The 24,311-nt window shown below is 63.1% G+C and carries 26 protein-coding genes; 10 read left to right on the top strand and 16 right to left on the bottom strand.

Translation table 11 applies throughout. The features are described from left to right. Nucleotides 1-215: 215 nt before the first annotated feature. Nucleotides 216-1,439, top strand: a complete 1,224-nt coding sequence (locus tag ACTJKM_RS09610; protein WP_058329738.1) for an NnrS family protein — start codon at nucleotides 216-218, stop codon at nucleotides 1,437-1,439. 68 nt (nucleotides 1,440-1,507) lie between these two features. Here the strand turns inward: ACTJKM_RS09610 and ACTJKM_RS09605 are convergent, their stop codons facing one another. The 4 genes from ACTJKM_RS09605 to ACTJKM_RS09590 all read right to left on the bottom strand — a co-directional run bounded on the left by ACTJKM_RS09605 (nucleotide 1,508) and on the right by ACTJKM_RS09590 (nucleotide 4,133). Continuing rightward, nucleotides 1,508-1,834 (bottom strand): metal-sulfur cluster assembly factor, encoded by a 327-nt coding sequence (locus ACTJKM_RS09605; RefSeq protein WP_113511459.1) that lies wholly within the window; start codon nucleotides 1,832-1,834, stop codon nucleotides 1,508-1,510. Further along, nucleotides 1,821-2,351 carry a DUF2249 domain-containing protein gene (locus ACTJKM_RS09600; RefSeq protein WP_058329736.1) on the bottom strand — a complete coding sequence of 177 codons (531 nt, stop codon included), beginning with the start codon at nucleotides 2,349-2,351 and terminating at the stop codon, nucleotides 1,821-1,823. The genes ACTJKM_RS09605 and ACTJKM_RS09600 overlap by 14 nt, the downstream gene beginning before the upstream one ends. Further along, on the bottom strand, nucleotides 2,332-3,711 hold the full coding sequence (locus ACTJKM_RS09595) for a hypothetical protein (RefSeq protein ID WP_113511457.1): 1,380 nt from the start codon (nucleotides 3,709-3,711) through the stop codon (nucleotides 2,332-2,334). The genes ACTJKM_RS09600 and ACTJKM_RS09595 overlap by 20 nt, the downstream gene beginning before the upstream one ends. A gap of 143 nt (nucleotides 3,712-3,854) precedes the next feature. Further along, nucleotides 3,855-4,133: a DUF2249 domain-containing protein gene (locus tag ACTJKM_RS09590; protein WP_093235290.1), complete on the bottom strand. Its 279-nt coding sequence runs from the start codon at nucleotides 4,131-4,133 to the stop codon at nucleotides 3,855-3,857. A gap of 222 nt (nucleotides 4,134-4,355) precedes the next feature. Here ACTJKM_RS09590 and hemN point away from each other — a divergent pair, with 222 nt between their 5' ends. Further along, on the top strand, nucleotides 4,356-5,708 hold the full coding sequence (gene hemN / locus ACTJKM_RS09585; RefSeq protein WP_113511455.1) for an oxygen-independent coproporphyrinogen III oxidase: 1,353 nt from the start codon (nucleotides 4,356-4,358) through the stop codon (nucleotides 5,706-5,708). A 79-nt stretch (nucleotides 5,709-5,787) separates the two neighbouring features. On the opposite strand, the gene ACTJKM_RS09580 is transcribed toward hemN, so the two are convergent. The 6 genes from ACTJKM_RS09580 to ACTJKM_RS09555 form a co-directional block, all read right to left on the bottom strand. Continuing rightward, on the bottom strand, nucleotides 5,788-7,689 hold the full coding sequence (locus ACTJKM_RS09580) for a nitric oxide reductase activation protein NorD (RefSeq protein ID WP_058329733.1): 1,902 nt from the start codon (nucleotides 7,687-7,689) through the stop codon (nucleotides 5,788-5,790). Between the two features lie 8 nt (nucleotides 7,690-7,697). Continuing rightward, a complete protein-coding gene (locus ACTJKM_RS09575; protein WP_058329732.1) occupies nucleotides 7,698-8,510 on the bottom strand; it encodes a CbbQ/NirQ/NorQ/GpvN family protein in 813 nt (270 codons plus the stop codon). Nucleotides 8,511-8,572: 62 nt separating this feature from the next. Then, nucleotides 8,573-9,919, bottom strand: a complete 1,347-nt coding sequence (locus ACTJKM_RS09570) for a nitric-oxide reductase large subunit (protein ID WP_058329731.1) — start codon at nucleotides 9,917-9,919, stop codon at nucleotides 8,573-8,575. Nucleotides 9,920-9,943: 24 nt separating this feature from the next. Next, the gene (locus tag ACTJKM_RS09565) at nucleotides 9,944-10,396 is read right to left on the bottom strand and encodes a c-type cytochrome (RefSeq protein WP_057251870.1); all 453 of its coding nucleotides are present in this window, start codon (nucleotides 10,394-10,396) and stop codon (nucleotides 9,944-9,946) included. 170 nt (nucleotides 10,397-10,566) lie between these two features. Next, nucleotides 10,567-10,845 carry a cytochrome C oxidase subunit IV family protein gene (locus ACTJKM_RS09560; RefSeq protein WP_058322845.1) on the bottom strand — a complete coding sequence of 93 codons (279 nt, stop codon included), beginning with the start codon at nucleotides 10,843-10,845 and terminating at the stop codon, nucleotides 10,567-10,569. A gap of 5 nt (nucleotides 10,846-10,850) precedes the next feature. Continuing rightward, entirely contained in the window at nucleotides 10,851-11,408 is a 558-nt protein-coding gene (locus ACTJKM_RS09555; RefSeq protein WP_057251872.1) for a cytochrome c oxidase subunit 3, read from the bottom strand. Nucleotides 11,409-11,584: 176 nt separating this feature from the next. On the opposite strand from ACTJKM_RS09555, the gene ACTJKM_RS09550 reads away from it, so the two are divergent. The 4 genes from ACTJKM_RS09550 (at nucleotide 11,585) to ACTJKM_RS09535 (ending at nucleotide 14,065) form a co-directional block, all read left to right on the top strand. Further along, complete coding sequence (locus ACTJKM_RS09550) at nucleotides 11,585-11,740, top strand: hypothetical protein (RefSeq protein WP_089044838.1); 156 nt, start codon at nucleotides 11,585-11,587, stop codon at nucleotides 11,738-11,740. A 280-nt stretch (nucleotides 11,741-12,020) separates the two neighbouring features. After that, nucleotides 12,021-12,704, top strand: coding sequence for a DUF1326 domain-containing protein (locus ACTJKM_RS09545; protein ID WP_058329729.1), 684 nt, complete (start codon nucleotides 12,021-12,023; stop codon nucleotides 12,702-12,704). 229 nt (nucleotides 12,705-12,933) lie between these two features. Beyond that, on the top strand, nucleotides 12,934-13,362 hold the full coding sequence (locus ACTJKM_RS09540) for a hemerythrin domain-containing protein (RefSeq protein WP_058329728.1): 429 nt from the start codon (nucleotides 12,934-12,936) through the stop codon (nucleotides 13,360-13,362). Nucleotides 13,363-13,372: 10 nt separating this feature from the next. Then, nucleotides 13,373-14,065, top strand: a complete 693-nt coding sequence (locus ACTJKM_RS09535; protein WP_058329844.1) for an NnrU family protein — start codon at nucleotides 13,373-13,375, stop codon at nucleotides 14,063-14,065. Here the strand turns inward: ACTJKM_RS09535 and ACTJKM_RS09530 are convergent. Further along, the gene (locus ACTJKM_RS09530; protein ID WP_058329727.1) at nucleotides 14,062-14,640 is read right to left on the bottom strand and encodes a UbiX family flavin prenyltransferase; all 579 of its coding nucleotides are present in this window, start codon (nucleotides 14,638-14,640) and stop codon (nucleotides 14,062-14,064) included. The genes ACTJKM_RS09535 and ACTJKM_RS09530 overlap by 4 nt on opposite strands. Then, complete coding sequence (locus ACTJKM_RS09525; RefSeq protein WP_058329726.1) at nucleotides 14,637-16,148, bottom strand: UbiD family decarboxylase; 1,512 nt, start codon at nucleotides 16,146-16,148, stop codon at nucleotides 14,637-14,639. Before ACTJKM_RS09525 ends, ACTJKM_RS09530 begins: the two co-directional genes overlap by 4 nt. A gap of 127 nt (nucleotides 16,149-16,275) precedes the next feature. Here ACTJKM_RS09525 and ubiT point away from each other — a divergent pair, with 127 nt between their 5' ends. Genes ubiT through ubiV form a run of 3 tightly spaced genes read left to right on the top strand, consistent with a single transcriptional unit; the run spans nucleotide 16,276 to nucleotide 18,714 of the window. Beyond that, on the top strand, nucleotides 16,276-16,794 hold the full coding sequence (ubiT, locus tag ACTJKM_RS09520; RefSeq protein ID WP_058329725.1) for a ubiquinone anaerobic biosynthesis accessory factor UbiT: 519 nt from the start codon (nucleotides 16,276-16,278) through the stop codon (nucleotides 16,792-16,794). After that, complete coding sequence (gene ubiU, locus ACTJKM_RS09515) at nucleotides 16,785-17,762, top strand: ubiquinone anaerobic biosynthesis protein UbiU (RefSeq protein WP_440660243.1); 978 nt, start codon at nucleotides 16,785-16,787, stop codon at nucleotides 17,760-17,762. Before ubiT ends, ubiU begins: the two co-directional genes overlap by 10 nt. A gap of 7 nt (nucleotides 17,763-17,769) precedes the next feature. After that, complete coding sequence (ubiV, locus tag ACTJKM_RS09510) at nucleotides 17,770-18,714, top strand: ubiquinone anaerobic biosynthesis protein UbiV (RefSeq protein WP_440660241.1); 945 nt, start codon at nucleotides 17,770-17,772, stop codon at nucleotides 18,712-18,714. Between the two features lie 57 nt (nucleotides 18,715-18,771). Here the strand turns inward: ubiV and ACTJKM_RS09505 are convergent, their stop codons facing one another. From ACTJKM_RS09505 to ACTJKM_RS09490, 4 genes are all read right to left on the bottom strand, one after another. Beyond that, nucleotides 18,772-19,242 carry an RbsD/FucU family protein gene (locus ACTJKM_RS09505; RefSeq protein WP_440660240.1) on the bottom strand — a complete coding sequence of 157 codons (471 nt, stop codon included), beginning with the start codon at nucleotides 19,240-19,242 and terminating at the stop codon, nucleotides 18,772-18,774. Nucleotides 19,243-19,377: 135 nt separating this feature from the next. Continuing rightward, the gene (locus ACTJKM_RS09500) at nucleotides 19,378-20,391 is read right to left on the bottom strand and encodes an ABC transporter permease (RefSeq protein WP_057251881.1); all 1,014 of its coding nucleotides are present in this window, start codon (nucleotides 20,389-20,391) and stop codon (nucleotides 19,378-19,380) included. A gap of 1 nt (nucleotide 20,392) precedes the next feature. Beyond that, nucleotides 20,393-21,955, bottom strand: coding sequence for a sugar ABC transporter ATP-binding protein (locus ACTJKM_RS09495; RefSeq protein ID WP_058329843.1), 1,563 nt, complete (start codon nucleotides 21,953-21,955; stop codon nucleotides 20,393-20,395). A gap of 118 nt (nucleotides 21,956-22,073) precedes the next feature. Then, nucleotides 22,074-23,006 carry a sugar ABC transporter substrate-binding protein gene (locus tag ACTJKM_RS09490; RefSeq protein ID WP_057251882.1) on the bottom strand — a complete coding sequence of 311 codons (933 nt, stop codon included), beginning with the start codon at nucleotides 23,004-23,006 and terminating at the stop codon, nucleotides 22,074-22,076. 296 nt (nucleotides 23,007-23,302) lie between these two features. On the opposite strand from ACTJKM_RS09490, the gene ACTJKM_RS09485 reads away from it, so the two are divergent. Further along, nucleotides 23,303-24,304 (top strand): LacI family DNA-binding transcriptional regulator, encoded by a 1,002-nt coding sequence (locus tag ACTJKM_RS09485; protein WP_058329721.1) that lies wholly within the window; start codon nucleotides 23,303-23,305, stop codon nucleotides 24,302-24,304. Nucleotides 24,305-24,311 lie beyond the last annotated feature (7 nt).

Genomic DNA, 24,311 nt, shown 5'->3' with positions numbered 1-24,311 from the left:
CCCCAGCAGTCACAAGAGGAATAGAACCACAGACGAATCGCGTCTTTGTCTTGGAACAAATCGTTTCGAGGCGATCGTTTTTCTTTGTCCCCCATGAACACACCTGGCGAAGCGGGGCCGCGATACTTGCGTTTTCGCAAAGAGCCCCTCTGAAGCCATTGATAGATCAAGCCTCATCCGCAAGTCCGCAAGCACCCACGACGAGGACGACGATCATGTTGGACAGACTCATAAGACCGAAACCGAGCGGCGGTATCCCGCGCGGACTCTCCACCACCGGGCCGGTGCTTTTCTCCTATGGCTTCCGGCCGTTCTTTCTCGGTGCCGCGCTCTGGGCGATCGGTGCCATGGTGCTGTGGATCTCGGCACTGATTCTCGGGCTCGATCTTGCCGGCAACTACGGGGCCGCCCACTGGCACGCGCATGAGATGCTGTTCGGCTTCTCCTCCGCCGTCCTCGGCGGCTTCCTTTTGACGGCGATCCCGAACTGGACGGGAAGGCTGCCGGTCTCCGGCGGTCCGCTCGCCGCCCTCTTCGGGCTCTGGGTGGTCGGCCGGATTGCTCTGCTATCGAGCGGTTTGATCGGCCTGCCTGTCGCGGCCGGTATAGAAGCGTTGTTCCTGCCGGTGCTCCTGCTGATCTGCGCGCGCGAGGTGATCGTCGGTCGCAAATGGAAGGATCTGAAAGTCATCGGCGGGCTGGTGCTCCTGTCCGCCGCCAATATCTGCTTTCACCTTTCGGTTCTCAGCGACCTCGACGTCGATGCCGCGGCGCGACTGGCGATCGGCGCCTACACCATGCTGATCATGATCGTTGGTGGACGCATTGTGCCGAGCTTCACGCGCAACTGGCTGAACAAGGTCGGGCGCACAAATTTCCCGGTGCCCTATAACCGCTTCGACACCGCGGCGATCCTGATCGGTGTCGCGGCGCTCGCTGCCTGGACCTTCGCACCTGATCACATCGTCACGGGGACGATCGCGCTTGTCGCCTGCGCCTTCCACATGGTGCGGCTGTTCCGCTGGCGCGGATGGGCGACCCGGCCGGAGACGCTACTCTTCGTGCTGCACGCAGCCTATGCCTTCGTGCCGCTCGGCTTCCTGGCCGTCGCCGCCGGAGCGGTCGAACTCCTGAGCGAATACCCGGTCATGCACGTGCTGACCGTCGGCGTGATTGCCTCGATGATGCTCGCCGTCATGACCCGCGCCAGTCGCGGCCACACGGGACGGCCCCTGGTGGGATCAGCACTCACCACCGCCTCCTATGTCGCCATCATGGCCGCAGCACTGATCCGGCCGCTGGCAGAGGTGCTGCCCGCACACTATCATCATCTGATTGCACTTTCGGGCGTGTTGTGGATTGCCGCCTTCGCGCTGTTCGCGCTCGAATACGGGCCGATGCTGGTCTGCGATCGCCGATCGCCCCGCGCGTCATCCTGACTGCACGTTCGAACCCAAAACAAAAGGCGCCGCATCAGCGGCGCCTTTTGTTTGTTACAAGACAACTCTTAGAAGATGCCGCCGTGCGCGAATTCGATCGCACCGCCAGCCATCATCTCAGGCGTCCAGGGCGGCTCGTAGGTCAGGCGGACCTCGGCATATTCGACACCTGGCACATACCAGACGCAGTTTTGCACGGCCTCCTTGAGGAAGGCCGTCGCAGGGCACCCTTTGATCGTTGTCGTCATGGTGACGCGGGCGATGCCGCCTTCCTGGACGTCGATGTCATAGATCAGCCCGAGATCAACGACATTCTTGCCCATTTCAGGATCGATGATGATGCGCAGCGCATCGCGGATCTTCGCTTCGAGGTCCAGTGTTTCAGGCGCCGACATGAGATTGCCTCCCGCCAATGCGAACAAGGATGCGGTAGGTCTCGCCGGTCGCATCGAAATTGCCGGCCCATTTGTGCCCGCGCTTGGCGAGCTCCGGATAGAGGAACAGCGGCTCGCGTGCGAGCAGCGCGAACAGCACTTCACCCTCCGCCATTTTCTCGGCCGTCGCCAGAATGCGCACCATCGGCTCGGGCGGATCGAGTTCCGTCAGGTCGAGCTGGCGGCTCGGGTCCGGCCAGGTGTCGAGATCCGTTTCGCCGACCGAAAGCCTAATCTCGTCGACGTCTCCTTCGGGCGTGAACAGAACCTCCCAGTCGCCATTGTCGAGCGGGCGGTCCTGATGGGTGAAGCCACGCCCGGCCATGACGCTGTAGAGCGGAACGGGCCGGAAGGTTGCAATCAGCTTCAGCGCCTGGCCCGGCGCCAGACTGTCAACGGCATTCATGATGGCCTGGAACGGGTCGCTGCCACCGCGCAACAGCGGTCGGACATCGAGTTCATAGGGATCTTGGCTCATGGGAACCTCCGTGAGGAATGGATGGCAAAAACAGGCCTGGCCGAACAAGTCCATCAGGCAATCGAAGTTCAGCCGGAACGTTGATCAGACGCCGTGTTCGCACGAACTCCAGGATGAGCGCATTGACGGCAATCAATTGGCCGAGGCTCGCAAAGCGAAAGAGGACAACACTACCGATCAGCAGGGCCAGAGTACCGAGCGCTACCGTCAGATAATAGAGCCAAAACCAGCGAAGGGCCGAGACCTCGACGACGAGGTCCTGAACCCTTGGCGTTGGCATACGCCCAAGCGCCGGCCCGTAGCATTCGAGCCAGGTCATGAACGGCACGATCTTGTAGAGCTGGGCAAGGCCCATGCCCGTCAGCCAGCCGAAGGCGACGAGATAGATAACGGCACCGGAACCCGCGTCGAGACGGCCGGTCGCGAGCAGCGCGACGAACAGCGCAGTCGCAGCGATCAACGACGCGAAGGCGCCGATGCTGGCGCGGCTGTTGAGCTCGATCGCCTTGCGGCGACGCTCCCGATAGATCCGCAGGATATCGGCGATATAGATCGCCACCACGGCAGCGCCGGAGCCAACGGCGAGGAGTAGGAGCGAGGAGCGACCAAAAGTACCCGCGAGAATGACCGGCACCGCCGCTGCAAGAAGGCCGAGGCAAAGGGCACCAAGCGCGAAGACCACGCGACTGCTCGTCCGCTCCTTGTCCGGCGACAGCATGAACATGGTCAAAAGCCGATAACTGACGCCCATGGTGGTGAAGCTCAACCAGCCGCACAGGCCCAGGGAAGCATGCAGTGAAAGCCCATCGATCGTCAGGTCGATCGCAGCTTCCGCATCGATCAACCCCGACAGTACCCCGGCATAGACGCCGCCGAGCAGCATCGTGCCGAAGAGCGCAGCAAGACCGACGGCGACGAAGCGGGCCGGGAGCGGCAGGGGGCGGGCATGCCAGAGCGTGGCTGCGAAAGCAAAGCCAAGCACCGAAAACCCGACAATTGAGAAAGCGGCTCCCACAGGAAGCAGCATCACCGGAAGATCTATCGCGCCGGACAGGCTGACGAAACCAAGTGTCAGGCCGGCGATGCCGGCGATGAGGAAGAGGAGCGCCGGCAGCGCGACGCTCGGGAAGGAAAGCGGCCGGCCGACGAGGACGGGCACGAACTGCAGCAGCGCGCCGGTCATCAACAGGCTCAACCAGCCTAGGACGACGACATGGACGAGCGCCAGCGTTTCGGGCGCCTCGAGGGCTGAGACCGGGTAGCCGTAGCCGAGAACCATCATGATCTCGCCAAGGACGAGAAAGATCAGCGCCGCCGCGAAGTAGGACATCGTCCAGCGGGATAGCGTTGCTGCGAACATGGCGGTTCATCCCCTAGATCACGATGGCTTTGGTCGCGCCGACCAAAAACCAGAAACGTAATCGATTCTCGTAAGTTAGAGCGGGATGTGAGCGGAAATCCGCATCCACTTTTCCCGATCCCGCTCTTGAGGCGCACTGGGGCTCAGTGTCCGCCGCAGCAGCAATCGCAGCCGGAGGACTGCTGCCGGCCGATTTCGACACGCCAGACAGCCGGTCCCTGCTCGAGATACTCCCAGGTGAACTCGCCCGGATAGCGCGTCTCCAGCTGGTAGTGCAGCGGGCGCGGATCGTGGTCGTTGATGATGATGAAGGCGCCGCCCTCGGCAAGGGCATTCAGCATGCCGAAGATTTTCGGATGGCGCTCCACCGGCGGAATGGTCCGCACATCGATGAAGGGCTTGTCGGTCTCTGCAATGGTCATGGTCATCCGCTCTAGGCGCCGTTGTTTGATGATGGTCCGGGAAACGCCGGCGCACACGCCCCGGATTTCCGCAACCTAGCGACGATGGCCCCGCGACATTTTGTCGAAGCGCAAACAAATCCCGGTTTGGCCGAGACCACCCCCGTCCTTGACTTTTCGCAAAGAGTTGCCGGGCCGCGAGGCCTAGAAAGGTGCATCCATCGGCACCCAGATGAGGACGAAATGTTAGCTTCCGCGCTCCTGAAATACGGTGAAATGCGCCTGCCGCGCTACACGAGTTACCCGACCGCCCCACGCTTTGCCGCAACGGTCGACGACCACACCTACGGCGACTGGCTGAACGCGATCCCCGCAGGTGAGGACGTGTCGCTCTATCTGCACATCCCTTTCTGTCGCTCGATGTGCTGGTACTGCGGCTGCCACACGACGATCACCAAGAAGGACGATCCGATCCTCGATTATCTCGACGTGCTGAGAGACGAGATCCGCATGGTCGCCGACACCGTCGGCAGGCCGCTGCCTGTCGCGGAAGTGCACTTCGGGGGCGGCACGCCCACGATCATCGAGCCGCGCGAATTCCTCGCGCTGATGACGCTGATGCGTGAGCGCTTCGCACTGTCGCCGTCGGCCAACGTCGCCGTCGAGATCGATCCGCGCCGGCTGACACTCGCCATGGCCGAGGCGCTCGGCGAAGGCGGCGTCAAGCGCGCCAGCCTTGGCGTGCAAAGCTTCGATCCCGTTGTGCAGAAGGCGATCAATCGCATTCAGAGTGAGAAGCAGACGGCCGAAGCGGTCGCCCATTTGCGCGGCGCCGGCATTGGCGGGATCAATTTCGACCTGATCTACGGCCTGCCGCATCAAACGGTGCGCTCCTGCATCGAGACTGTCGAAGCGGCCGTCACGATGCGTCCGGAGCGGTTCGCCGTTTTCGGCTACGCCCATGTGCCAAGCTTCAAGAAGCATCAGCGCATGATCGACGAGACGGCACTGCCGGACAGTAGCGCCCGCGCCGAACAGGCGCTGGCCATCGGCGAGGCGCTGATCAAGGCCGGCTACCGGCAGATCGGCCTCGACCATTTCGCCTTGCCTGACGACGATCTCGTCACCGCCCAGGCGACCGGCCGGCTTCGCCGCAACTTCCAGGGCTATACCACCGACAACTGCGAGACGCTGATCGGTTTCGGCGCCTCGGCGATCGGCCGCTCGCGCGACGGCTATGTGCAGAACGAGGTGCCGCCCGGTGTCTATGCGAGCCGGATCGCCTCGGGCCGCCTCGCAACCACCAAGGGCTACCGGCTGACCGACGAGGACCGGCTGCGCGCCGCGATCATCGAACGGCTGATGTGCGATTTCAGTGTCGATATTCCCGCGATCGCCGCGGCGCACGGCCGGGACGGGCAGTCGCTCGTCGAAGGCAACGGCAAATTGGCCGAGCTGCGGCAGGATGGCGTGATCGACATTGCGGCTGGCGTCATCGCGGTCCGCCCCGAACACCGCTTCGTCATCCGCGCGGTGGCGGCCGCCTTCGATGCCTATATCGACGAGTCCCAGAGAGTACACAGCAAGGCGGCTTGAGCGATCTTATCCCGTCTTGAACGCGAAAGGCCCGGCGATTGCCGGGCCTTCTTGTCTTCTCGGCTGATTACCACCTCCACTATCCCACCAGATTGCGGTAGATCGCCGGCAGTGCCGCGGGCAGGCGCGAGATGTTGCCGACCACGGCGTAGCCGTTCTGGCCGAACATGGCAGGCACATAGGACTTCGCCTCGCGGTCGACCGTGACGGCGAAGGTATTGATGCCGCTGCGCCGTGCTTCCGTGACCGCGCGACGGCTATCTTCGAGTGCGAAGCGCCCCTCGTAATGGTCGATGTCGTTGGGCTTGCCGTCGGTGAGAACCAACAAGAGCTTCTTGCGGTTCGGTTGTCGGCGAAGCTCGGCCGAGGCATGGCGGATCGCAGCGCCGATGCGGGTGTAATAGCCGGGCTTCAGCGCCGCGATGCGCGCTTCGACCAGAGGTCCCATCGCCTCGTTGAAGGCTTTCACCGTTTCGACCCGCACCCAGTCGCGCCGTCGCGAGGTGAAGGTCAGGATCGAGTGGTTGTCGCCACAGGCCGACAGCCCGTGCGCAAGGATCAGCAGCGCCTCCTTCTCGACGTCGAGCACCCGCCGATTGTCGGACCAGGAATCGGTCGACAGCGAAACGTCGACGAGGATCGTCACCGCCAGGTCGTGCACCTGCGGCCGGCTCATCAGATGGATGCGGTCGCTGCCCTGGCCGCCGGCGGCGAGATCGGTGCGGGCGCGCACGACCGCATCGAGATCGAGATCGGCGCCGTCGAGTTGCGCGCGCAGCATCTCGTGCCGCGGGCGCAGCACTTCGAACTGGCGCCGCACCCGGCGGATCAGGCTCTTGCTTTCCTCCGTGAGCTCGGTCCGCTCTTCCTGGGCCGAGGCAGGCGTCGCCAGCACCCGGCAATGGTCCTTGAGGTATTGTCCGGTTCGGTAGTTCCATTCGGGATAGTTGAGCTCGGCCGTCAACGGCGTCGCATCGACGGCTTCCGGCGGCAGGTCGAGATCGAAGCGGAAGCGTGCCGAGGGGCGTCCCTTGCGCTCGCCAAGCGTCATGTCGTCGAGTTCCTCGGCCGCCTTGCTGTCGTGGTCGTCGCTGTCGTCGCCGGGACGGTCGACATTGACCATTTCGGCCATGGCGAGGATCTTTTCGAAGCGGTTGAGAATGAAGGGGCTGCGCTCCCCCTTGCGGTTTTCCGGATTTTCGCGCACGGCGACGTGGCGTTCGACTTCGGCAACCGCACTCTGAGTGCCCGGTGTCGCGGCGACATCCTCGTCGCGCGTGGTCGTCGTTTCTGTGCGCAGCAACGTGTCTGGCCAAAGCGGCATCGGCAGCATCGGCAGGTAACCGGGCGGCGCGCGATGCGGGAAGATCACCGGCAGCGTCGCATCCGCCTCACCTACGACCTTGCGCAACAGGCGCAGGATACGATTTTCGAGATGCTGCTCGATCGATGGCAGCGCGCCACGCTGCCGCTCGGCAAGCGTCGCCTCGGCCAGGCGCCGATAGCGCCGCCGGAGACCGGGGAACCGCTGGAATACTTCCTCGACCGTTTCCTGGGCGCGCGATACCAGCGCCAGGTCGCGACGGAGCGGATCGGTTTCGTCGATGGGATCAACGGGCATCGTCGCCATATAGGCGACGAGCCAGTGATAGAGATCCCGGTTCAGGTCTTTCGTCGGAAAGATGTCGATCTCGCCCGGCAGCATCAGCGACGCGTGGTCGCGCGCCGGCTGGACGAGCTTCTCTTCGCCGAGCCCCATGCGCTGCCGCCACCGCAAGCGATGGCCCGACGTGCGACCGCGGGCCGGCACGATCTGCACCGCCGCCTCACCGCCGTGACCGCGAAAGCATACGGCGAGCACCGGCATCATGTCGGCGAGCTTCACCGCCTCTTCCGGGTAACGTCGCCAGGTTCTGGTATTGCCGACGAAGCGGTGCCAGGCTCGTCCGACGGTCTCTTCGAGCTCGAGGAAATCAAGCATGGTCCACCTCAGGCAATCAGCGAACCGGCCACTTCGAGAAGTGCCGCACGCACATCCGGTTCATCCGTGAGCGGCTCGATCATCGCTGCCCGCACCGCGTCCCTGACCGGCGTGCCGGCATCAATGAGGGAGGCGCAATAGACGAGCAGCCGGGTCGACACGCCTTCTTCCAGGTCATGCCCCTTAAGCGCGCGCAGCCGCTGCGCGAGATTGACGAGCGGCGCCACCTGGCTTTCCAGCAATCCACTTTCCTGGGAAACGACTGATATCTCTTCGTTCCGCGGCAGAAAGTCGAACTCGATCGCCACGAAGCGTTGCCTTGTGCTGGGCTTCAGGCTCTTCAGAAGGTTCTGGTAGCCGGGATTGTAGGAAACGATCAGCATGAAGCTCGACGGGGCTTCGAGCAGTTCGCCGGTGCGTTCGAGCGGCAGCATGCGGCGATCGTCTGTCAGCGGGTGCAGGACCACGGCGACATCCTTGCGGGCCTCGACGATCTCGTCGAGATAGCAGACGCCGCCGTTGCGCACGGCGCGGGTCAGGGGGCCGTCGACCCAGACGGTGTCGCCGCCTTTCAGCAGATAGCGGCCGGTAAGGTCGGCGGCGGCAAGGTCGTCGTGGCACGAAACGGTCGAAAGTGGCAGGCCGAGCTTCGCTGCCATGTGGCTGACGAAACGGGTCTTGCCGCAACCGGTCGGTCCCTTGAGGAGCAGCGGCAGTTGCCGCACCCAGGCGCTTTCGAAAAGCGCGCATTCATTGCCGGAGGGACTATAAGCGGGAATATCGAGCGCCGCGCGGCTGACGGCGGTTTGGACAGGGCTCATTGCAAGTCTCCATGGTGGGAATTCTTGGGGTGCCGGCGCGGCAAGCCGCGCCGGTTGGCTCGTCATTCGGCAGGCTGGACGATGCCGGCGAGCTTCTCGCTGCGCTCGCGGCCGGGGACGAGAACCGCCCAGATGAACATCAGCGCCGAGATCAGCACGACGGCACCAGAGCCGAGGCGGATCCAGTAGAACAGCGCGAGCTGGTCCTGGACGTCCATGTAGCTTTCGCCGAGCACCCGCTGCAGATGCGCCTGGAGGACGCCGGCGAAGGTGAGCGCGAAGGTCATGACCGACATGGCGGTGCACATGGTCCAGAAGCTCACCATCGACAGCCACTGGTTATAGGGCGCGCGGCCGCGGATCTCCGGGATGGCATAGGCCATGACCGCCAGGTTCAGCATCACATAGGCGCCGAAGAAGGCGAGGTGTCCGTGGGCCGCGGTCACCTGCGTGCCGTGGGTGTAGTAGTTCACCGAAGACAGCGTGTGCAGGAAGCCCCAGACGCCGGCACCGAAGAAGGCCATGACCGAGCAACCGATCGACCAGAGGAGGGCTGCGCGATTCGGATGCTTGCGGCCGGCCTTCCAGGTCATCACGAAGGTGAAGATCACCATGGTGAAGAAGGGGGCCACTTCGAGCGTCGAGAACAGCGAACCGATCCACTGCCAGTAGCCCGGCGCACCGATCCAGTAATAGTGGTGGCCTGTGCCGAGAATACCGGAGAAGAGCGCCAGGCCGACGATGACATAGAGCCACTTCTCGACGACTTCGCGGTCGATGCCGTTGAGCTTGATCATCAGGAAGGCGAGCACCGATGCCATGATCAGCTCCCAGACGCCTTCGACCCAGAGGTGAACGACGTACCACCAGTACATCTTGTCGAGCGCCAGGTTGATCGGGTTGTAGAAGGCGAAAAGGAAGAAGATCGCCACACCCCAGAGCCCGAAGATCAGGATGTTGGTGACGGTGGTCTTGCGGCCTTTCAGCACCGTCAGCGTGATGTTGTAGAGGAACATCAGCGCGACGATGACGATTCCCACCTTGATTGCGAAGGGCTGTTCGAGGAATTCGCGCCCCTCATGAATGTGCAGGAGGTAGCCGACGACGGCGACGGCCGCGGCGATCAGGAAGATCCAGAACTGCGCAATGGCGATCTTCGTGCTGTAGAGTTCGGTTTCCGCCTCTTCCGGCAGCAGGTAATAGGTCGCGCCCATGAAGCCCATGAGCAGCCAGACGATCAGCGCGTTGGTGTGGACCATGCGCACGATATTGAAGGGAAGGAGCTCGGAGAGCGTATTGGGTAGGACATAGATGGTGCCGGCAAGCACGCCGAACAGCACCTGGGCGAGGAACAGGCCGAGCGCTCCGTAGAAGTAGAGCATCGCGACCTTCTGGGTTTGGTATTTCATGGTGTCACACTCCAATTGCTCTGCTCAACCCGCCTCGTTCGGCGGCCAGTTCTGGGTCTTGATGCGGCTCGTCCATTCGAGGAAATCGGCGAGGTCGTTGAGTTCCTGTTCGGAGAGGTTGAACTGCGGCATCTGTCGCCGCCCCTCGATGCCGGTCGGCTGGGCGGCCATCCAGGCTTTGAGCGTTTCGCGGGCGCCGTCTCGATCGGCCTCGCCGCCGAAGCGCTTCCAGACATTGCCGAGCTCGGGCGCGAAATAGGCGCCCTCGCCCAGGAGCGTGTGGCAGTTGATACAAGAGTTCTTTTCCCAGACGTGTTTGCCGCGTGCGACCGCATCGGTCAGCGTCGTTTCATCCGTCGAGGTCGTCCGCATGTAGTAGTGGCTGTGAGCTGTCAGCCCGACGAAGATTGCGAAGAAAAAGAAGGACCCGCCGTAAAAGACGTTACGGGCCCCGGTTTTGGTGAGGCGTTCTGCCATCACGTGGTCCTTTCGATTTCAGTTGGCCGCGAAGAGCGCGGCCGGCTGATCTGATCCCCTCCCCGTGTGGCGTCGGTACTTCCAACGCCGGCAACAATCGGGGCGAACCCATGTCTAGGGAAATCGGCGGCGGCTTCTTTGCGTTTCGGCAAACAAGTCGGCGGGTGAGCTCAGATGAAGAGAACAGTGCTCAACACCAGCTTCGCTGCGGCGAGCAGGACGAGCGTTACGGGCCAAATCAAAAGGCCTAAGCGAAGGGCGGACGGCGCCTGCCTGAGCCCCATGAAATCGAGCGCGACGAACCGGCATTTGACGACGGCGAGCCCGAGCAAGACCGCGATGACGGGAGCTGTCGGCCCGGCGATCGCCATCAACGCCATGCCCGCGATCACGACCACGGCGAGCACGAGCCAGGTGTTGAACAATTGTCGGGGATTTCGGTCGGTCATGGCACTCACACGAGATAGACGAGCGGAAACATCACGATCCAGACCAGATCGATCACATGCCACAGCGTGGTGATCAGGGTGACGTTGCCGGATGCCGGGCGCCACGCAACGATGAGCAGCACAAAGGCACCGAAGACGACGTGCAGCAGATGGAAACCGGTGACGAGGAAATAGAGTTCGAAGAAGGAGCCGAATGCAGGATCGCCGGCGACGCCCGCCTCCGTGCTGTATTCGAAGAGCTTGATCGCCACGAAGGCAAAGCCGATAAGCGCGGCATTCACCAGCGCCCGCCGGCGCTGCCCGAGCGACGCCCTCGGCCTTGTCGCCAGGGCCGCCTGCCAGCCGCTGGTCAGAAGAACAAGCGTGTTGATACCGGCAAGCAGCGGATCGAGATGCAAACGGGCGGCAACGAAAGCGTCCGGCTGGACGAGACCGACAAGCAGAAAACCGGCAAGCAGAATGCCGAAGGCGGCAAGTTCGCTCCAGACGAGCACCCAGAGCAGCAGTGTGTCCGTCGTGTCCTCTTCCGCCGTCGCGGCAATCGGATGACTGCGCGCATCCATGTCAGCGCCTCCGTGGGCTAGAGCGGGATGCGGGCGGAAAACCGCACACACTTTTCCTCATCCCGCTTCAAAAACTTGAGGCTTGAGCTAGGCACGGGCGCCCACCCTGTCTTTGCGATTGAGCAAAGAAGGCGGCAGGGGGCGGGGCTATTGGCGGGCAACAAAGGAGCCTTCCGATGACAGACGCACAGATCGGCCTTTCCGTCGCCACCCCCATCATCATCGTCTTCGCCCTCGTGCTCTACCGCATGGGCGTGCTTCAGCGCGGCGCGACGTTGTCGGCGATCCTTTCCTCTGTTGCCATCGCGATCGTTCTCTTCCTCGATCGCTGAGGCACGAAGTCTTCCGCGGCGCCAGCTGCCTGGACGCAAGGAAGTGGACTCATAACCACGCTCGCGGACGGCTTGTCAGAGTCCTCTTTTGGAGCGGTGAGCGGCCCTTCCGAGTCATGCTATAATGGGAGTTCGAGCCTCGCGGTTGACACATTGTCAGCACTGCTCAGGTTCGGTTTCTTCCGCATCCAAACTGGGCGTGTGTCGCGGGCGCGGAGCGATGCAGAAGAGTTCAGCCTGACGAGCTGCCCTCTCTCACGGACTAGGGGAGGATCAGGGTATGATCGACCAATGGCTATTCAAGAGCGAGACTTACGATAACTGCAATTGCGCCATGAACTGCGGCTGCCAGTTCAACCTGCCGAGCACCCACGGCTATTGTCAGTCGGCATTCGTCGGCAACATTGTGGAAGGCTACTTTGGCGATACGCCGATAGCGGGCCTGAACTGGGCGGCGATGTACAAGTGGCCAGGTGAAATCAAGGATGGAAACGGCCAGCGCCTGATCGTTATCGACGAGCGTGCGGATCAAGCGCAACGGAGCGCGCTTGAAGCGATCATCTCGGGCGAAGCAGGCGCACCACTCAGCAATCTGTTCTCCGTGTTCGCATCCACATGCTCGGAGTTTTGCGAGACATTGTTCCTGCCGATTTATCTTGAAGCGGACCTGGAACTCAGAACCGCCAGAGTAGAGATACCCGGCGTCATGCGCAGCAGCGGTCGGCCGATGATCAACGAGTTTACTGGTCAACCGTTCCACATTGCGATGGCACGTCCGAGTGGCAGTTTCGAGTTTACCTACGCAGAGATCGGGCTAGGCACGACTGCGGTCACCGGAGGTATGGAGATGGCCTACGAGGATTCATGGGCGCATTTTTGTGTTCACCACTTCAATCAGAATGGTTTGGTCCGCGAAAGATCAAGACTGACTGCATGGCTTGATCGATTGACACCGCGTCCGTGAATGACGGCGACGGAGCCAAGCCCGGCCAAAGGCCGCGGCCGTGTTCCGGGCTTGCAAACTCCAAGTCACAATCTGATTGCTGTGACAAGGACGCCCGTCGCCAACGCGTTCGTATCGCGCGAGACAAGCGTCCGAGCCATGAACGGTCACGCCGCAGACTTTGAGAAATGTCAAAGAGGACCGTTGCCGTTGGGTGTAGTTCAAGCACGACACTCAACGGAGCAGATCGATGCAGCAGCAATTTTCGGAACACCACGAGCTGGGACAGGCTTACCGCGAGCTTCTTTCGCTGTGCGATCGCCTCGAGACGCTCGCCGATTCCATTCCGCGCCGCATCGACCTGACAAGCTGCCGCGTGATCATGACGGAACTTCCGGAAAAGCTCCGGCGCGTCCACGCGCTGGAGGAAATGATCCTGTTTCCTGCAGTCGAAGGCCGGCGAGCGACTGATGATCGCGACGCCTTGATCGCCCGACTGCGCGCCGAACACGACCAGGACGATCGGGCAGCCGCCGAACTGGTGCACGTGCTGAAGGCCGTTCTCGACAACAGGGCTTCGCTCAGCTGGGATGCGATCGGCTACATGTTGCGGGGCTTCTTCGAAACCGTTCGCCGCCACGTGGCAACGGAACGCCTGCTTCTCTGGCGCCATGCGTGAGGAGATCGACATGACCTATTTCCTCCTCGCCTTCGCCGTCTTCCTCCTGCTCCATCTGGTGCCGGCCTGGCCGGCGCTGCGCCAGGGCCTGATCGACCGGCTCGGCCGCTCGACCTATTTCGCGGTCTACTCGCTGCTGTCGCTGCTCGCTCTCGGGTTCGTTTTTCACGCAGCGCTGCAGCTCGATTTCATCCCGCTCTGGGAACCGGCCGCCTGGCAGGCGTGGATGACCTTCATGCTGGCGCCGCTAGGGATCTTTCTCGTGCTGGCCGGCCTCTTCAGCGAGAACGCGCTGTCGATCTCGATCTACCAGGGCAACGAGCGGCCCGGCGCCATCGTGACGATCACCCGTCATCCGGTGCTCTGGGGCTTCCTCCTCTGGGCCGCCGGTCACATCGTGCCCAATGGCGACCTGCGCTCGCTCGTGCTTTTCGGCGGCTTCGCGCTGTTTTCCGTCGGCGGTTTTTTCATGCTCGAAAAGCGCGCACGCCGTCGTCTCGGTGACGGCTGGCAAGCGGCCTCGAAGGGCACATCGGTCTGGCCCTTCGCAGCGATTCTTCGGGGCGAAACCCGTTTGCGTGCCGATCCGGTGATGATCATCGCCGCCTTTGCCACCGTCGCGATTGCCGTCTGGCTGCTGCTTGGCGGTCACGAGGTCCTCTTCGGCGCCGACCCGCTGCTCCAGGCTGCTGCCTTCGACTAGCCTTCACCTTGCCAGGCCCTTGCCAGCGGGGCGATCGGCAGCGCCAGGAGGTCGATAGCCCGCGCCGCCAGATGGTCGACGATGGCGTCCACGGTTTCAGGTCGATGGTAGAAGGCCGGCACGGGCGGCATGATGATCGCCCCCATTTCCGTGACGGCGCACATGTTGCGCAGGTGACCGAGATGCAGCGGCGTCTCTCGCGCCATCAGTATCAGCCTGCGGCGCTCCTTCAGATGCACGTCGGCGGCGCGAACCACAAGGTTGTCGGCCATGCCGGCAGAGATCGCAGCAAGCGTGCGCATGGAGCACGGAGCAATGATCATGCCCGCCGTCGAAAACGATCCGCTCGCAATCGCCGCACCGATGTCGGCGTGGTCATAGGTTCGGGTAGCCCTACGTAACAGCGACGGAAGCGCCTCCGCGCCAACTTCGTGCGCGAGTGTGCGGTGCGCCGCCGGCGACAGGACGAGATGCAGCTCGACGCTTTCGATATCGCTGAGCCGCTCGGCGATGCGCACCGCAATCGCTGCACCGGAAGCGCCGGTGACGCCGAGCACGATCTTCATTCGGGTCATCGTGTCAGTCCTCCAAGCCCGAGACCGGCCCAGATCGCATCGACCTGACCGATGACCTCTGGCGACATTTCGAGGACCCGCCCCCAGTCGCGATCGGTTTCGGTGCCTATCTTGTTGGTGGCGTCGAGCCCGAGCTTGCCGCCGAGGCCAGAGCGCGGCGAGGCGAAGTCGAGATAGTCGATCGGCGTGCCCTCGATCACCGTCACGTCGCGGCTGGCATCGAAACGAGTCGCCAAGGCCCATATCACATCGGACCAGTTGCGCACGTCGATATCGGGATCGACGGCGATAATCAGCTTGGTGTAGCTGAACTGCGGCAGCATCGACCAAAGCCCCATCATCACACGCTTGGCCTGTCCCGGGTAACGTTTGTCGATCGAGACGACCATGGCCCTGTAGGAACAGGCTTCCGGAGGCAGCCAGAGATCGGATATCTCCGGAAACTGCTTGCGAACCAGCGGCACGAACAGCCTGTTCATCGCTTCACCGAGCCGCGAGGGCTCATCCGGCGGCCGGCCGGTATAGGTCGAGAGATAAAGCGGGTTCCGGCGCATGGTGATCGCCGACAGACGCATGACCGGGAACGGCTCGACCGAATTATAGTAGCCGGTGTGGTCGCCATAGGGACCCTCCTCTACCGTTTCGACGGCAGAGACGGTACCCTCCAGCACGATCTCCGCATTGGCCGGCACCGAAAGCGGCACGGTCTTCGCCTTCACAAGCTGTGTCCTGCCGCGCCTCAGCAGTCCTGAGAAATTCAGCTCGCTCAACCCGTCGGGCAGCGGCATGACGGCAGCTAGGATCGTTGCCGGGTCGGCGCCAATAACGACCGCTATCGGCATATCCTGACCCAGCCGTTGCCACAGACGGTGGTGGCGGGCGCCGCCGCGGTGCGCGAGCCAGCGCACGATGGCACGATCGGGGCCGAGCACCTGCATGCGATAGATGCCGACATTGACATCCAGCGGATCATCCGGGGCGCGCGTGATCACCAGCGGCCAGGTGATGAGCGGCGCCGGCTCGCCCGGCCAGCACCATTGGACCGGAAGGCGCCCGAGGTCGATTTCGTGATCACGCCAGACGACCTCCTGGCAGAGTGCGCGCGTTACCTTTCGCGGCCGCATATACATCGCCGATCTCAATAGAGGCAGCCGATCCCAGGCGTCGCGCAGCGACTGCGGCGCTCTGGGGTCGCGCAGTTCCGCCAGTTCGGCGGCAAGCGCATCGAGCCCTCCCGGCATCAGGCCGAAACCGCGTTCGATCCGGCGTTCCGACCCGAAGAGATTGGTGAGAAGCGGGATCGGCTGCACGGCGCCAGAGGCATCGATCGGCTGCTCGAAAAGAAGCGCCGGCCCGTCGTCCGCAAGCACGCGGCGGTGGATCTCGGTCACCTCGTGCACCAGCGAAACCGGCCGTGAGATGCGCTTCAGGTCGCCCTCGCGCTCGAGCGTATCGACAAAATCCTGAAGCGTTGCAAAGCCCTGGGACGGGCGGAAGGTCCTGTTCATGGAGCCTGTTTGTGGCGGCGAATGGCCCTTGTCTTTGACGTGGCGCAAACAACCGCAGACGGCGGGCGACTAGCATGCGCCGCATCGTCCGATTCCGTCGCTTCGCAGGTAGCCCCAAAAGGTAACAATGTCACTTCCGCTCGCGATCACCGCACCTCTCAGCTTCGTTCCCATCATCGCCATCGAAAGCGTGGTGCAACGTGTCTTCACCCGCGTGATCGAGACCCATCCCGGCCTCTTCGATCGCTTGGCTGACCATGCCAACAAACGCTACGCCTTCCTGCCCTCCGATCTGCCGATCGGCTTTCTCGTCGAACCGGCCGTGCCGCGCATTTCCGTCCATCGCAAGGAGCGCGCGCCGGCTTCCGATGCCTGCATGGAAGGCGAATTGGTGCTGCTGCTGGCGTTGCTTGAAGGCCGTATCGATGGCGACGCCGTCTTCTTCTCGCGCGATCTCACCGTCAGCGGCGACATGGAGGCGATGCTGGCGCTGCGCAACGCACTCGACGATTGCGAAATCGATCTCCCACGCGATCTTGCTGACATGAGTGGGCCGTTCGCACCGCTCGTGCGCCGCGCCACGGAGGAAATCCGCGAGCGCGCACTTGGCCGCGTTCTAAAGGAGGAGGCTCCCCAATGGAACTGATCTGCCCCGCCGGCACGCCGGCCGCCTTCCGCGAAGCCGTCGATGCCGGCGCCGACGCGGTCTATTGCGGTTTTCGCGACGAAACCAACGCCCGCAATTTTCCCGGGCTGAACTTCTCCCGAGAGGAACTCCGGACGGCAATTGCCTATGCCAAGCAGCGCAAGGTGATGACCTTCGTCGCGATCAACACCTTCATGCGCGCCGGCCAGGAGACGCTCTGGCACCAGGCGGTGGACGACGCCGTGGCACTCGGCGCCGATGCCGTCATCCTCGCCGACTTCGGCCTGATGGCCTACACGGTCGAGCGCCATCCGCAACAGCGGCTGCATGTCTCCGTGCAAGCCTCCGCCTCCAATGCCGATGCCGTTCGGTTCCTTGTCGAGGCTTTCGCGGCAAAACGCGTCGTGCTGCCACGCACGCTGACGATCGCCGACATCGCCCGGCTAGCCAAACAGATCGATTGCGAGATCGAGGTCTTCGCCTTTGGCGGCCTCTGCGTCATGGCCGAGGGGCGTTGCTCGCTCTCTTCCTACGCCACGGGCAAGTCGCCCAACATGAACGGCGTCTGCTCGCCCGCAAGCCATGTGCGCTACCGCCAGGACGGGCGCGAACTCGTCTCCGAGCTCGGCGACTACACGATCAACCGCTTCCCGGCCGGAGAGGCCGCCGGCTACCCGACGCTCTGCAAGGGGCGCTTCGATATCGCCGACGAACGCGGTTATGCCTTCGAGGATCCGGTTTCGCTCGACGTGATGGACCATATCGATGCGCTGCGCAGCGCGGGCGTCAGCGCGCTGAAAATCGAAGGGCGGCAGCGCGGCAAGGCCTATGTTGCCGAGGTCGTCTCGGTCATACGGCGGGCACTGACCGCCGGCGCCGCCGAGCGGCCCGCTTTGGTATCGCGGCTGAAAGCGCTGAGCGAAGGCCAGAAGACGACAACAGGCGCCTATGAAAAGCGCTGGAGGTAATCGGCCCATGACCACATCTACGAGCCCATCCAAACCCGCCTTGAGCCTCGGCCCAGTCTATTATCTCTGGGACGGCCCCAAGTGGCGCGACTTCTATTTCCGCATCGCCGACGAGGCGCCGATCGCCCATGTGACGATCGGCGAGGCCGTCTGCTCGAAACGGCTGCATTTCATCGAACCGCATATCGGAGACGTCATCGAGCGGCTGGAGAGTGCCGGCAAAGAGGTAAGCCTAGCCTCGCTGGCGCTGGTGACGCTGGAACGCGAAAGCCAGCTGGTGCGCGGGCTGGTGCGTGACAGCACCTACCCGATCGAGGCCAACGACCTATCCGCGCTGCACCTGCTTGCCGGCAGGCCGCATTCGATCGGACCACTGGTCAACGTCTACAATGGCGCCACGGCCCGGCTATTGTCCTCGAGGGGCGCAACGAGCATCTGTCTGCCGCCCGAACTGCCGATGGCGTCGGTGCGCGGCATCATCAAGGAAAATCCGGGCCTCGCTTTCGAGATCTTCGCCTTCGGCCGCGTGCCACTGGCGATCTCGGCACGCTGCGCCCATGCGCGCTCCAAGAGCCTGATCAAGGACAATTGCCAGTTCATCTGCGGCGAGGACACGGACGGCCTGACCGTCGAGACGCTCGACCGTCAACCTTTCCTCGCACTGAACGGCGTGCAGACCATGTCGCACACCTGCCAGGCGCTGATGCAGGAACTGCCTGAACTTGCCGCCGCCGGCGTCTCCCGGATCCGGCTGTCCCCACAGGACTGCGACATGGTCGCCGTCGCCGAGATCTATGGCGACGCGATCGCCGGCCGGCGCGCCATCGACGAAAGCCTGGCACGCCTCGAGTCTGTCTATCCGGGAGTCCCGTTTTCCAATGGCTTCCACCACGGCCAGACGGGAGCGGCCTGGGTCAAGGTACCAGCGTCCTTGGCGCTTCCGGCTGCCTGAGTCACGGGCCGGGCACGATTGTGCCGGGCGGCGAGGAAGCAACGATGCCGACTTCCGTCACATCGCCTCGTCCCAATGGCTGGCGGGCGGCACCACGCCCTTGGTGAACAGGAAGCAGCCATAAAGGCGCGCCTCGCCGGTCACAATGATGCAATAGGCGCGTCTTGCTTCCTCGTAGAAGGCGAAGCGTTCGATCGCGTACATCTTCGGCGCGTCACCATCCGCGCGTGCGATTTCGGCCTGCACCTCCCGCTGGACATCCGGCAACTCCCCCGCCTTGGCTTCTGGTGCCATTCGAGCGGCGGAAGGCTGCAGCGGCGTATCGAGCGGCATGACGGAGAGGATGGCTCTGGCTGCGCGCGCAGCGGAAACATTGGCAATGTGCAGCGGCAGGCCAAGCCGGGTGTTGCGGGCAATCGTGTCGGCCGGAAAGTTCGCGTCGACGAGTGCGATCCGGTCTCCGTGGCCCATGGAGCGAAGCGCGTGCAACACGTCCGCATTCAGTGCCGGGTCAACATTCATAAGCATCAGCCTATCCTTTCCTCAGCTTGTCTCTGCCCACGGAAATCCGGGCACGAAACTGCGATGCATGCGGGCCCTATCGCCCCAGCAGCGCGCATGAACGTTTCTCTTTGGTTGGGAGCGGGCGGCAAGCCGCCCCGATCAAATGCCCGTCAGCCGCTCGCGATATTTGTCGATGATCACGGCGAGGATGATGACAACGCCTGTTATCATCTGGCGCATGAAGTCGCTGAGCCCGAACAGGATGAGGCCGTTGGCCAGAACCCCGGTGATGCAGGCGCCGAGCAATGTGCCGATGACCGTGCCCCGGCCGCCGTTGAGACTGGTGCCGCCAATGATGACTGCCGCGATCGCATTGAGCTCGAAGCCGATGCCTATGATCGGGCTCGCGATGTTGAGGCGGGCCATGTAGACCATGGCGGCAATGCCGACGAGCGCGCCGGCGATGGTGAACGCCGCCACCTTGTAGAACATCAGCGAGTGGCCGGCGAGGCGCACGGCCTCCTCGTTGTTGCCGATGCCATAGAGCAGCCGGCCGAACACCGTCTTCGACAGCACGAACCAGGCGATCGCGACGAGCACCAGTGCGATCAGGAAGACCACGGGTATGCCGAGGATCATCTGCGAACCGAAGGCGTTGAAGCTCGGCGGGAAGGAATAGATCGTCCGCGCATCCGTCACCTGAAGTGCTGCGCCGCGCGCGATATTCAGCATGCCGAGCGTGACGATGAAGGAGGGCAGCCCCCAGAAGGCGCTGATCCAGCCATTGAGGAAGCCGCAGACCACGCCGGTGCCGACGGCCGCAAGGGTCGCAAGGGCTACTGCCTGAAACACAGAGAGATCGGGGATCGTCAGCACCGTGCCGCCGACGACGGCGCAGAAGGCGAGCATCGAGCCGACGGAAAGATCGATGCCGCCGATCAGGATGACGAAGGTCATGCCGACGGCGAGGATCAGGTTGATGGTGATCTGCGTCAGGATATTGGAGATGTTGTTGGGCGTCAGGAAATGCTCGGTGCTGACCGAGAAGAACACGATCAAAAGCAGCAGCGCCAGGCCGATACCGGCATCGCGCAGGAGCACCTTCGGCGACCAGCCCGTCAGCCGGCGCGTATCGGCGGTGTCGCTTGCTTGTGTCTTTTCGAGTGCTTGCATCTCAGTGCCTCGCCTGTTGCTGCTCGCCCTGGTAGGCATATTGCAGGATACGTTCTTCGGAGAATTCCGGCCGCGACAGTTCGCCGACGACGCGGTGCTGCGACATCACCAGGATGCGGTCCGACAGCGTCATCAGCTCCGGCAGTTCGGAGGAGACGACCAGCAGCGCCAGGCCACGCTCGGCGAACTGGCGGATCAGCGCATAGATTTCAGCCTTCGCGCCGACGTCGACGCCGCGCGTCGGTTCGTCGAGCAAAAGCACTTTCGGATTGCGCGCCAGCCACTTGGCGAGCACCACCTTCTGCTGGTTGCCGCCGGAAAGGGTCGCGGCATTCCTGCCCGGCCCGCCATATTTCAGCTTGAGCTCGGCACCGAGCCGCTCCGTCACCGCGATCTCGGCCTTCCTGTCGAGGATGCCGGCGCGCGACACGTCCGAGAGAGACGCGAGCGTGACATTGGCGGCGATCGGCATGTTGAGGATCAACCCCTCTTCCTTCCTGTCCTCGGTGACGAAACCGATGCCGGCATTGATCGCCTCGCGCGGCGAGCGGAAGGAAACGGGCGCACCCTCAAGACGAAGCGCGCCGGAGAGCGGTGGCTCGGCAGCGGCGATCGCGCGCAAGAGCTCGGTGCGCCCCGAACCCACGAGACCGGCAATCCCGAGGATTTCGCCTTTGTGCAACTGAAGCGAGATGCCTTGGGCATGGGGCGATTGCGGATGGCGGAAGTTGACGAGCGACAGCGCTTCTTCGGGGCGCGCCAACGACACCATTTCGCTCGCCATCTGCTGTTGCAGCTTGCGGCCGACCATGGCGCGCACCAGTTCGTCCTGGTTGGTTTCGGCAATCGGCCGCGAGAACACCGTCTCGCCATTGCGCAGCACCGTCACTCGGTCGCAAATGCGGAAGACCTCGTCGAGGTGATGGGAAACGAAGATGATCGACACGCCGCGACTGCGAAGCTCGTTGATGATCTTGAACAGCCGCTCGGTCTCGCGCGACGTCAGCGTTGCCGTCGGTTCGTCCAGTATGAGGATGCGGCTTTCCGTCATCAGCGCTCTGGCAACTTCGACGAGCTGGCGATGGGCGATGCCGAGCCGCTCGACCGGCCAGCGCACGTCGATGTCGCTGAGTCCGATGGCGTCGAGCGCGGCACGCGCGCCGGCATGCATCTCCTGCAGCCTGACAACGCCAAGTGCATTGCGCGGCAGATGTTCGATGAAGATGTTTTCCGCCACTGAGAGATAGGGCAGCAGGTTGAATTCCTGGTGCACGACCTGGAGGCCGTTGGCCTTGGCCTCGCGCGGCGTCGTCGGCGCATAGAGCCGTCCGGCAAGGTTGATCGCGCCCTCGTCCGGACGGACGATGCCGCAGAGAACCTTGATCAGTGTCGATTTGCCGGCACCGTTCTCGCCGATCAGGCCATGCACTTCGCCTGGCTCAATAGAAAGGCTGACGCCGTTCAGCGCCTTGGTGCCGCCGAAGGCCTTCCTGACATCGTGCAGCTCCAGAACGGGCCGCGTCGAAATGTCAGCCGCATCCGCGCGCACTGATTCCGTGTTCATCATAATCTAGCCCTTTGAAACGCAGCAGTTCCGAACGGGAGCCAATCGCATCCCGCGTCCGCTGTTCCTGCCTAAGCCGCACCGGGCGACACCCGGTGCGGTAGAAGCAATCTCTGGGCTATTTCACGTCGTCCTTGGTCACGAGTTTGATGTCGGTCTTGACCCAGCCTTCAAGCTTGGGACCGCCGGCGACGACGGCGAGCGCCTTGTCGATCGCATTGGCCGCCATCTCCGAGCCGAACTGGTCGACGGTCGCGAGCAGCTTGCCGTCCTTCAGCATGGGCGCGACCGCTGGCACGTTGTCGAAGCCGACGACCTTGATGTCATTGCGGCCGACCGCATCGAGCGCCTTGACCACCCCGATCGCCATCGAATCGTTGGCCGCGAGCACACCCTGGATATCGGGATGCGCCGTCAGCATGGTGGAAAAGACGGCATTCGCCTCTTCCGTTTCCCAATGAGCCGTGCGGGAATCGAGAAGATCGAGCTTGCCGGCGGCGACCGCGTCTTCAAAACCGAGCTTGCGCTGCGCCGCATTGTCGGCGCCCGGGTTGCCTTCGAGGATCACGACCTTGCCGCCGGCGCCAAGGTCCTTGGCGAGCGCATCGCCGACCATCTTGGCGCCGCCGCGGTTGTCAGGACCGACGAAGGCGAGGTCGACACCCGCATCCTTCTTCGCCTGCTCGTCGAGCGAGACGTCGAAGTTGACGACGACGATGCCGGCGTCCATCGCCTTCTTCAGCGGCGCGACCATGGCGCGGGAGTCGGCTGGTGCGATGACGATCGCGTCGACGCCTTGGGTGATGAAGTTTTCGACGCCGTTCAATTGGCTCTCGAAATCCGTCTCGTTCTGCATGCCGATGGCTTTGAGCTCGTAGTCGCCCCGCTTCTTTGCATGCGCCTCTGCGCCTTCGAGCATGTTCTTGAAGAAGTCGTTGGCAAGCGACTTCATGACGAGGCCAACGACGGGTTTGTCGGCGGCCATCGCGATCGTCGGGAGCGCAGTGGCAACAGTGAGCGCGACGATAGATGCGAATCTTGAAAGCTTCATGGGTTCTCCTCCGGTGAAACGACGGTCCTCCAACCATCGATGAAACGTTTCATCAAGTGAATGCGAATGAACCGCTTCTGCCGCCAAGAAGAGCGAAACATCTCTCTGCTGTCAATATGAAACGTTTCATCGCGGTGAAATTTGTGCTGGAAGTCGCTATCTGTTGCCGGCATTCTCTGATTTAAAAGGAAGAAGCCAGCCGCCACCCGATACCCCGGGGGCTTGCGATAACGCTTTGATCTGCTGCATGATTTCTAACCGCAGCCGATGCGGAAAATGGGACTGGAGCCGACCGTTTGAACCCGACGATTAAGGATGTTGCCCAGCGTGCCGGTGTCTCCGTGGGCACCGTTTCGCGCGTCCTTGCCAAGAACAAGACCGTCAGCGAAGACATCCGGAAGAAAGTGGAAGCAACGATTGAGGCAATCGGCTATCGCCCGAACATCCTCGGCCGCAGTCTCAGGCTCGCCAAAACCGACATCATCGGGCTCGTCGTGCCCGATATCACCAATCCCTTCTTCGCTGAGCTTGCCAAGCATGTCGAGATGCTTGCTTCGGCCGAGGGATATTCGGTCCTGCTTGCCAACACCCATGACGATCCGGAGGCCGAAAGGCAGCAGATCGAGACACTGCTCGGGCGCCTGCCCGCCGGTTTGATCCTCGTTCCCGTCAGCAACAGTCTCGTCGACGGACTTGTCGCCGGCACGCGGACGGTAACCGTCGACCGGCCCTTGAGCGGGCATGCACTCGTTGCCGTCGACAACAGGCAGGGCGGCTACCTCGCCGCCGATCATCTGCTCGCACTCGGGCATCGCCGGCTCGGCTACATCAGCGGACCGAGTTCGACCGAGGTGTCGGGTGAGCGCCGCGATGGCTTTAAGCAGCGACTCGAGGAATTCCGCACGACCCATCCAGGCGAATACGTCGCACCGCAGGTCGTCGAAGGTCACTTCGACTACCGCTCGGGCGAAGAGCTCGGTAAGCAGATGCTGACACAAGCGGCAGCAACGCGCCCGACGGCGATCGCCACTGCGAGCGATCAGCAGGCGATCGGTCTTCTGCGCGCCGCCGGCGACATGGGCGTGCGCGTGCCGACCGATCTTTCGATCGTCGGCTTCGACGACATCCCGCTTGCCTCGCTGGTGCTGCCGCGCCTGACGACGATCCGCCAGCCGATCGACGAGATCGCTCGGCTGGCGCTGGACGGCGTGCTCGGCAGCCACGCGCTGCAGGAGGAATACAAGCTGCAGCCAGTCCTCATACGCCGCGGATCCTGCGCAGCGCCTGGGACGCCCTGACTGCGAG

Origin of the sequence: Ensifer sp. 22460 (assembly GCF_052044935.1) — a bacterium.
Classification (GTDB): Bacteria; Pseudomonadota; Alphaproteobacteria; order Rhizobiales; family Rhizobiaceae; genus Ensifer.
The sequence above is the reverse complement of the archived record's forward strand: the minus strand, read 5'-3'. Positions and strand labels throughout refer to the sequence as shown.

What these genes read in the sequence shown, in the direction of transcription:
- ACTJKM_RS09610 (WP_058329738.1), top strand. Translation starts at nt 216, where the DNA reads ATGTTGGACAGACTCATAAGACCGAAACCGAGCGGCGGTATCCCGCGC.
- ACTJKM_RS09605 (WP_113511459.1), bottom strand. Translation starts at nt 1,834, where the DNA reads ATGTCGGCGCCTGAAACACTGGACCTCGAAGCGAAGATCCGCGATGCG.
- ACTJKM_RS09600 (WP_058329736.1), bottom strand. Translation starts at nt 2,351, where the DNA reads ATGAGCCAAGATCCCTATGAACTCGATGTCCGACCGCTGTTGCGCGGT.
- ACTJKM_RS09595 (WP_113511457.1), bottom strand. Translation starts at nt 3,711, where the DNA reads ATGTTCGCAGCAACGCTATCCCGCTGGACGATGTCCTACTTCGCGGCG.
- ACTJKM_RS09590 (WP_093235290.1), bottom strand. Translation starts at nt 4,133, where the DNA reads ATGACCATTGCAGAGACCGACAAGCCCTTCATCGATGTGCGGACCATT.
- hemN (WP_113511455.1), top strand. Translation starts at nt 4,356, where the DNA reads ATGTTAGCTTCCGCGCTCCTGAAATACGGTGAAATGCGCCTGCCGCGC.
- ACTJKM_RS09580 (WP_058329733.1), bottom strand. Translation starts at nt 7,689, where the DNA reads ATGCTTGATTTCCTCGAGCTCGAAGAGACCGTCGGACGAGCCTGGCAC.
- ACTJKM_RS09575 (WP_058329732.1), bottom strand. Translation starts at nt 8,510, where the DNA reads ATGAGCCCTGTCCAAACCGCCGTCAGCCGCGCGGCGCTCGATATTCCC.
- ACTJKM_RS09570 (WP_058329731.1), bottom strand. Translation starts at nt 9,919, where the DNA reads ATGAAATACCAAACCCAGAAGGTCGCGATGCTCTACTTCTACGGAGCG.
- ACTJKM_RS09565 (WP_057251870.1), bottom strand. Translation starts at nt 10,396, where the DNA reads ATGGCAGAACGCCTCACCAAAACCGGGGCCCGTAACGTCTTTTACGGC.
- ACTJKM_RS09560 (WP_058322845.1), bottom strand. Translation starts at nt 10,845, where the DNA reads ATGACCGACCGAAATCCCCGACAATTGTTCAACACCTGGCTCGTGCTC.
- ACTJKM_RS09555 (WP_057251872.1), bottom strand. Translation starts at nt 11,408, where the DNA reads ATGGATGCGCGCAGTCATCCGATTGCCGCGACGGCGGAAGAGGACACG.
- ACTJKM_RS09550 (WP_089044838.1), top strand. Translation starts at nt 11,585, where the DNA reads ATGACAGACGCACAGATCGGCCTTTCCGTCGCCACCCCCATCATCATC.
- ACTJKM_RS09545 (WP_058329729.1), top strand. Translation starts at nt 12,021, where the DNA reads ATGATCGACCAATGGCTATTCAAGAGCGAGACTTACGATAACTGCAAT.
- ACTJKM_RS09540 (WP_058329728.1), top strand. Translation starts at nt 12,934, where the DNA reads ATGCAGCAGCAATTTTCGGAACACCACGAGCTGGGACAGGCTTACCGC.
- ACTJKM_RS09535 (WP_058329844.1), top strand. Translation starts at nt 13,373, where the DNA reads ATGACCTATTTCCTCCTCGCCTTCGCCGTCTTCCTCCTGCTCCATCTG.
- ACTJKM_RS09530 (WP_058329727.1), bottom strand. Translation starts at nt 14,640, where the DNA reads ATGACCCGAATGAAGATCGTGCTCGGCGTCACCGGCGCTTCCGGTGCA.
- ACTJKM_RS09525 (WP_058329726.1), bottom strand. Translation starts at nt 16,148, where the DNA reads ATGAACAGGACCTTCCGCCCGTCCCAGGGCTTTGCAACGCTTCAGGAT.
- ubiT (WP_058329725.1), top strand. Translation starts at nt 16,276, where the DNA reads ATGTCACTTCCGCTCGCGATCACCGCACCTCTCAGCTTCGTTCCCATC.
- ubiU (WP_440660243.1), top strand. Translation starts at nt 16,785, where the DNA reads ATGGAACTGATCTGCCCCGCCGGCACGCCGGCCGCCTTCCGCGAAGCC.
- ubiV (WP_440660241.1), top strand. Translation starts at nt 17,770, where the DNA reads ATGACCACATCTACGAGCCCATCCAAACCCGCCTTGAGCCTCGGCCCA.
- ACTJKM_RS09505 (WP_440660240.1), bottom strand. Translation starts at nt 19,242, where the DNA reads ATGCTTATGAATGTTGACCCGGCACTGAATGCGGACGTGTTGCACGCG.
- ACTJKM_RS09500 (WP_057251881.1), bottom strand. Translation starts at nt 20,391, where the DNA reads ATGCAAGCACTCGAAAAGACACAAGCAAGCGACACCGCCGATACGCGC.
- ACTJKM_RS09495 (WP_058329843.1), bottom strand. Translation starts at nt 21,955, where the DNA reads ATGAACACGGAATCAGTGCGCGCGGATGCGGCTGACATTTCGACGCGG.
- ACTJKM_RS09490 (WP_057251882.1), bottom strand. Translation starts at nt 23,006, where the DNA reads ATGAAGCTTTCAAGATTCGCATCTATCGTCGCGCTCACTGTTGCCACT.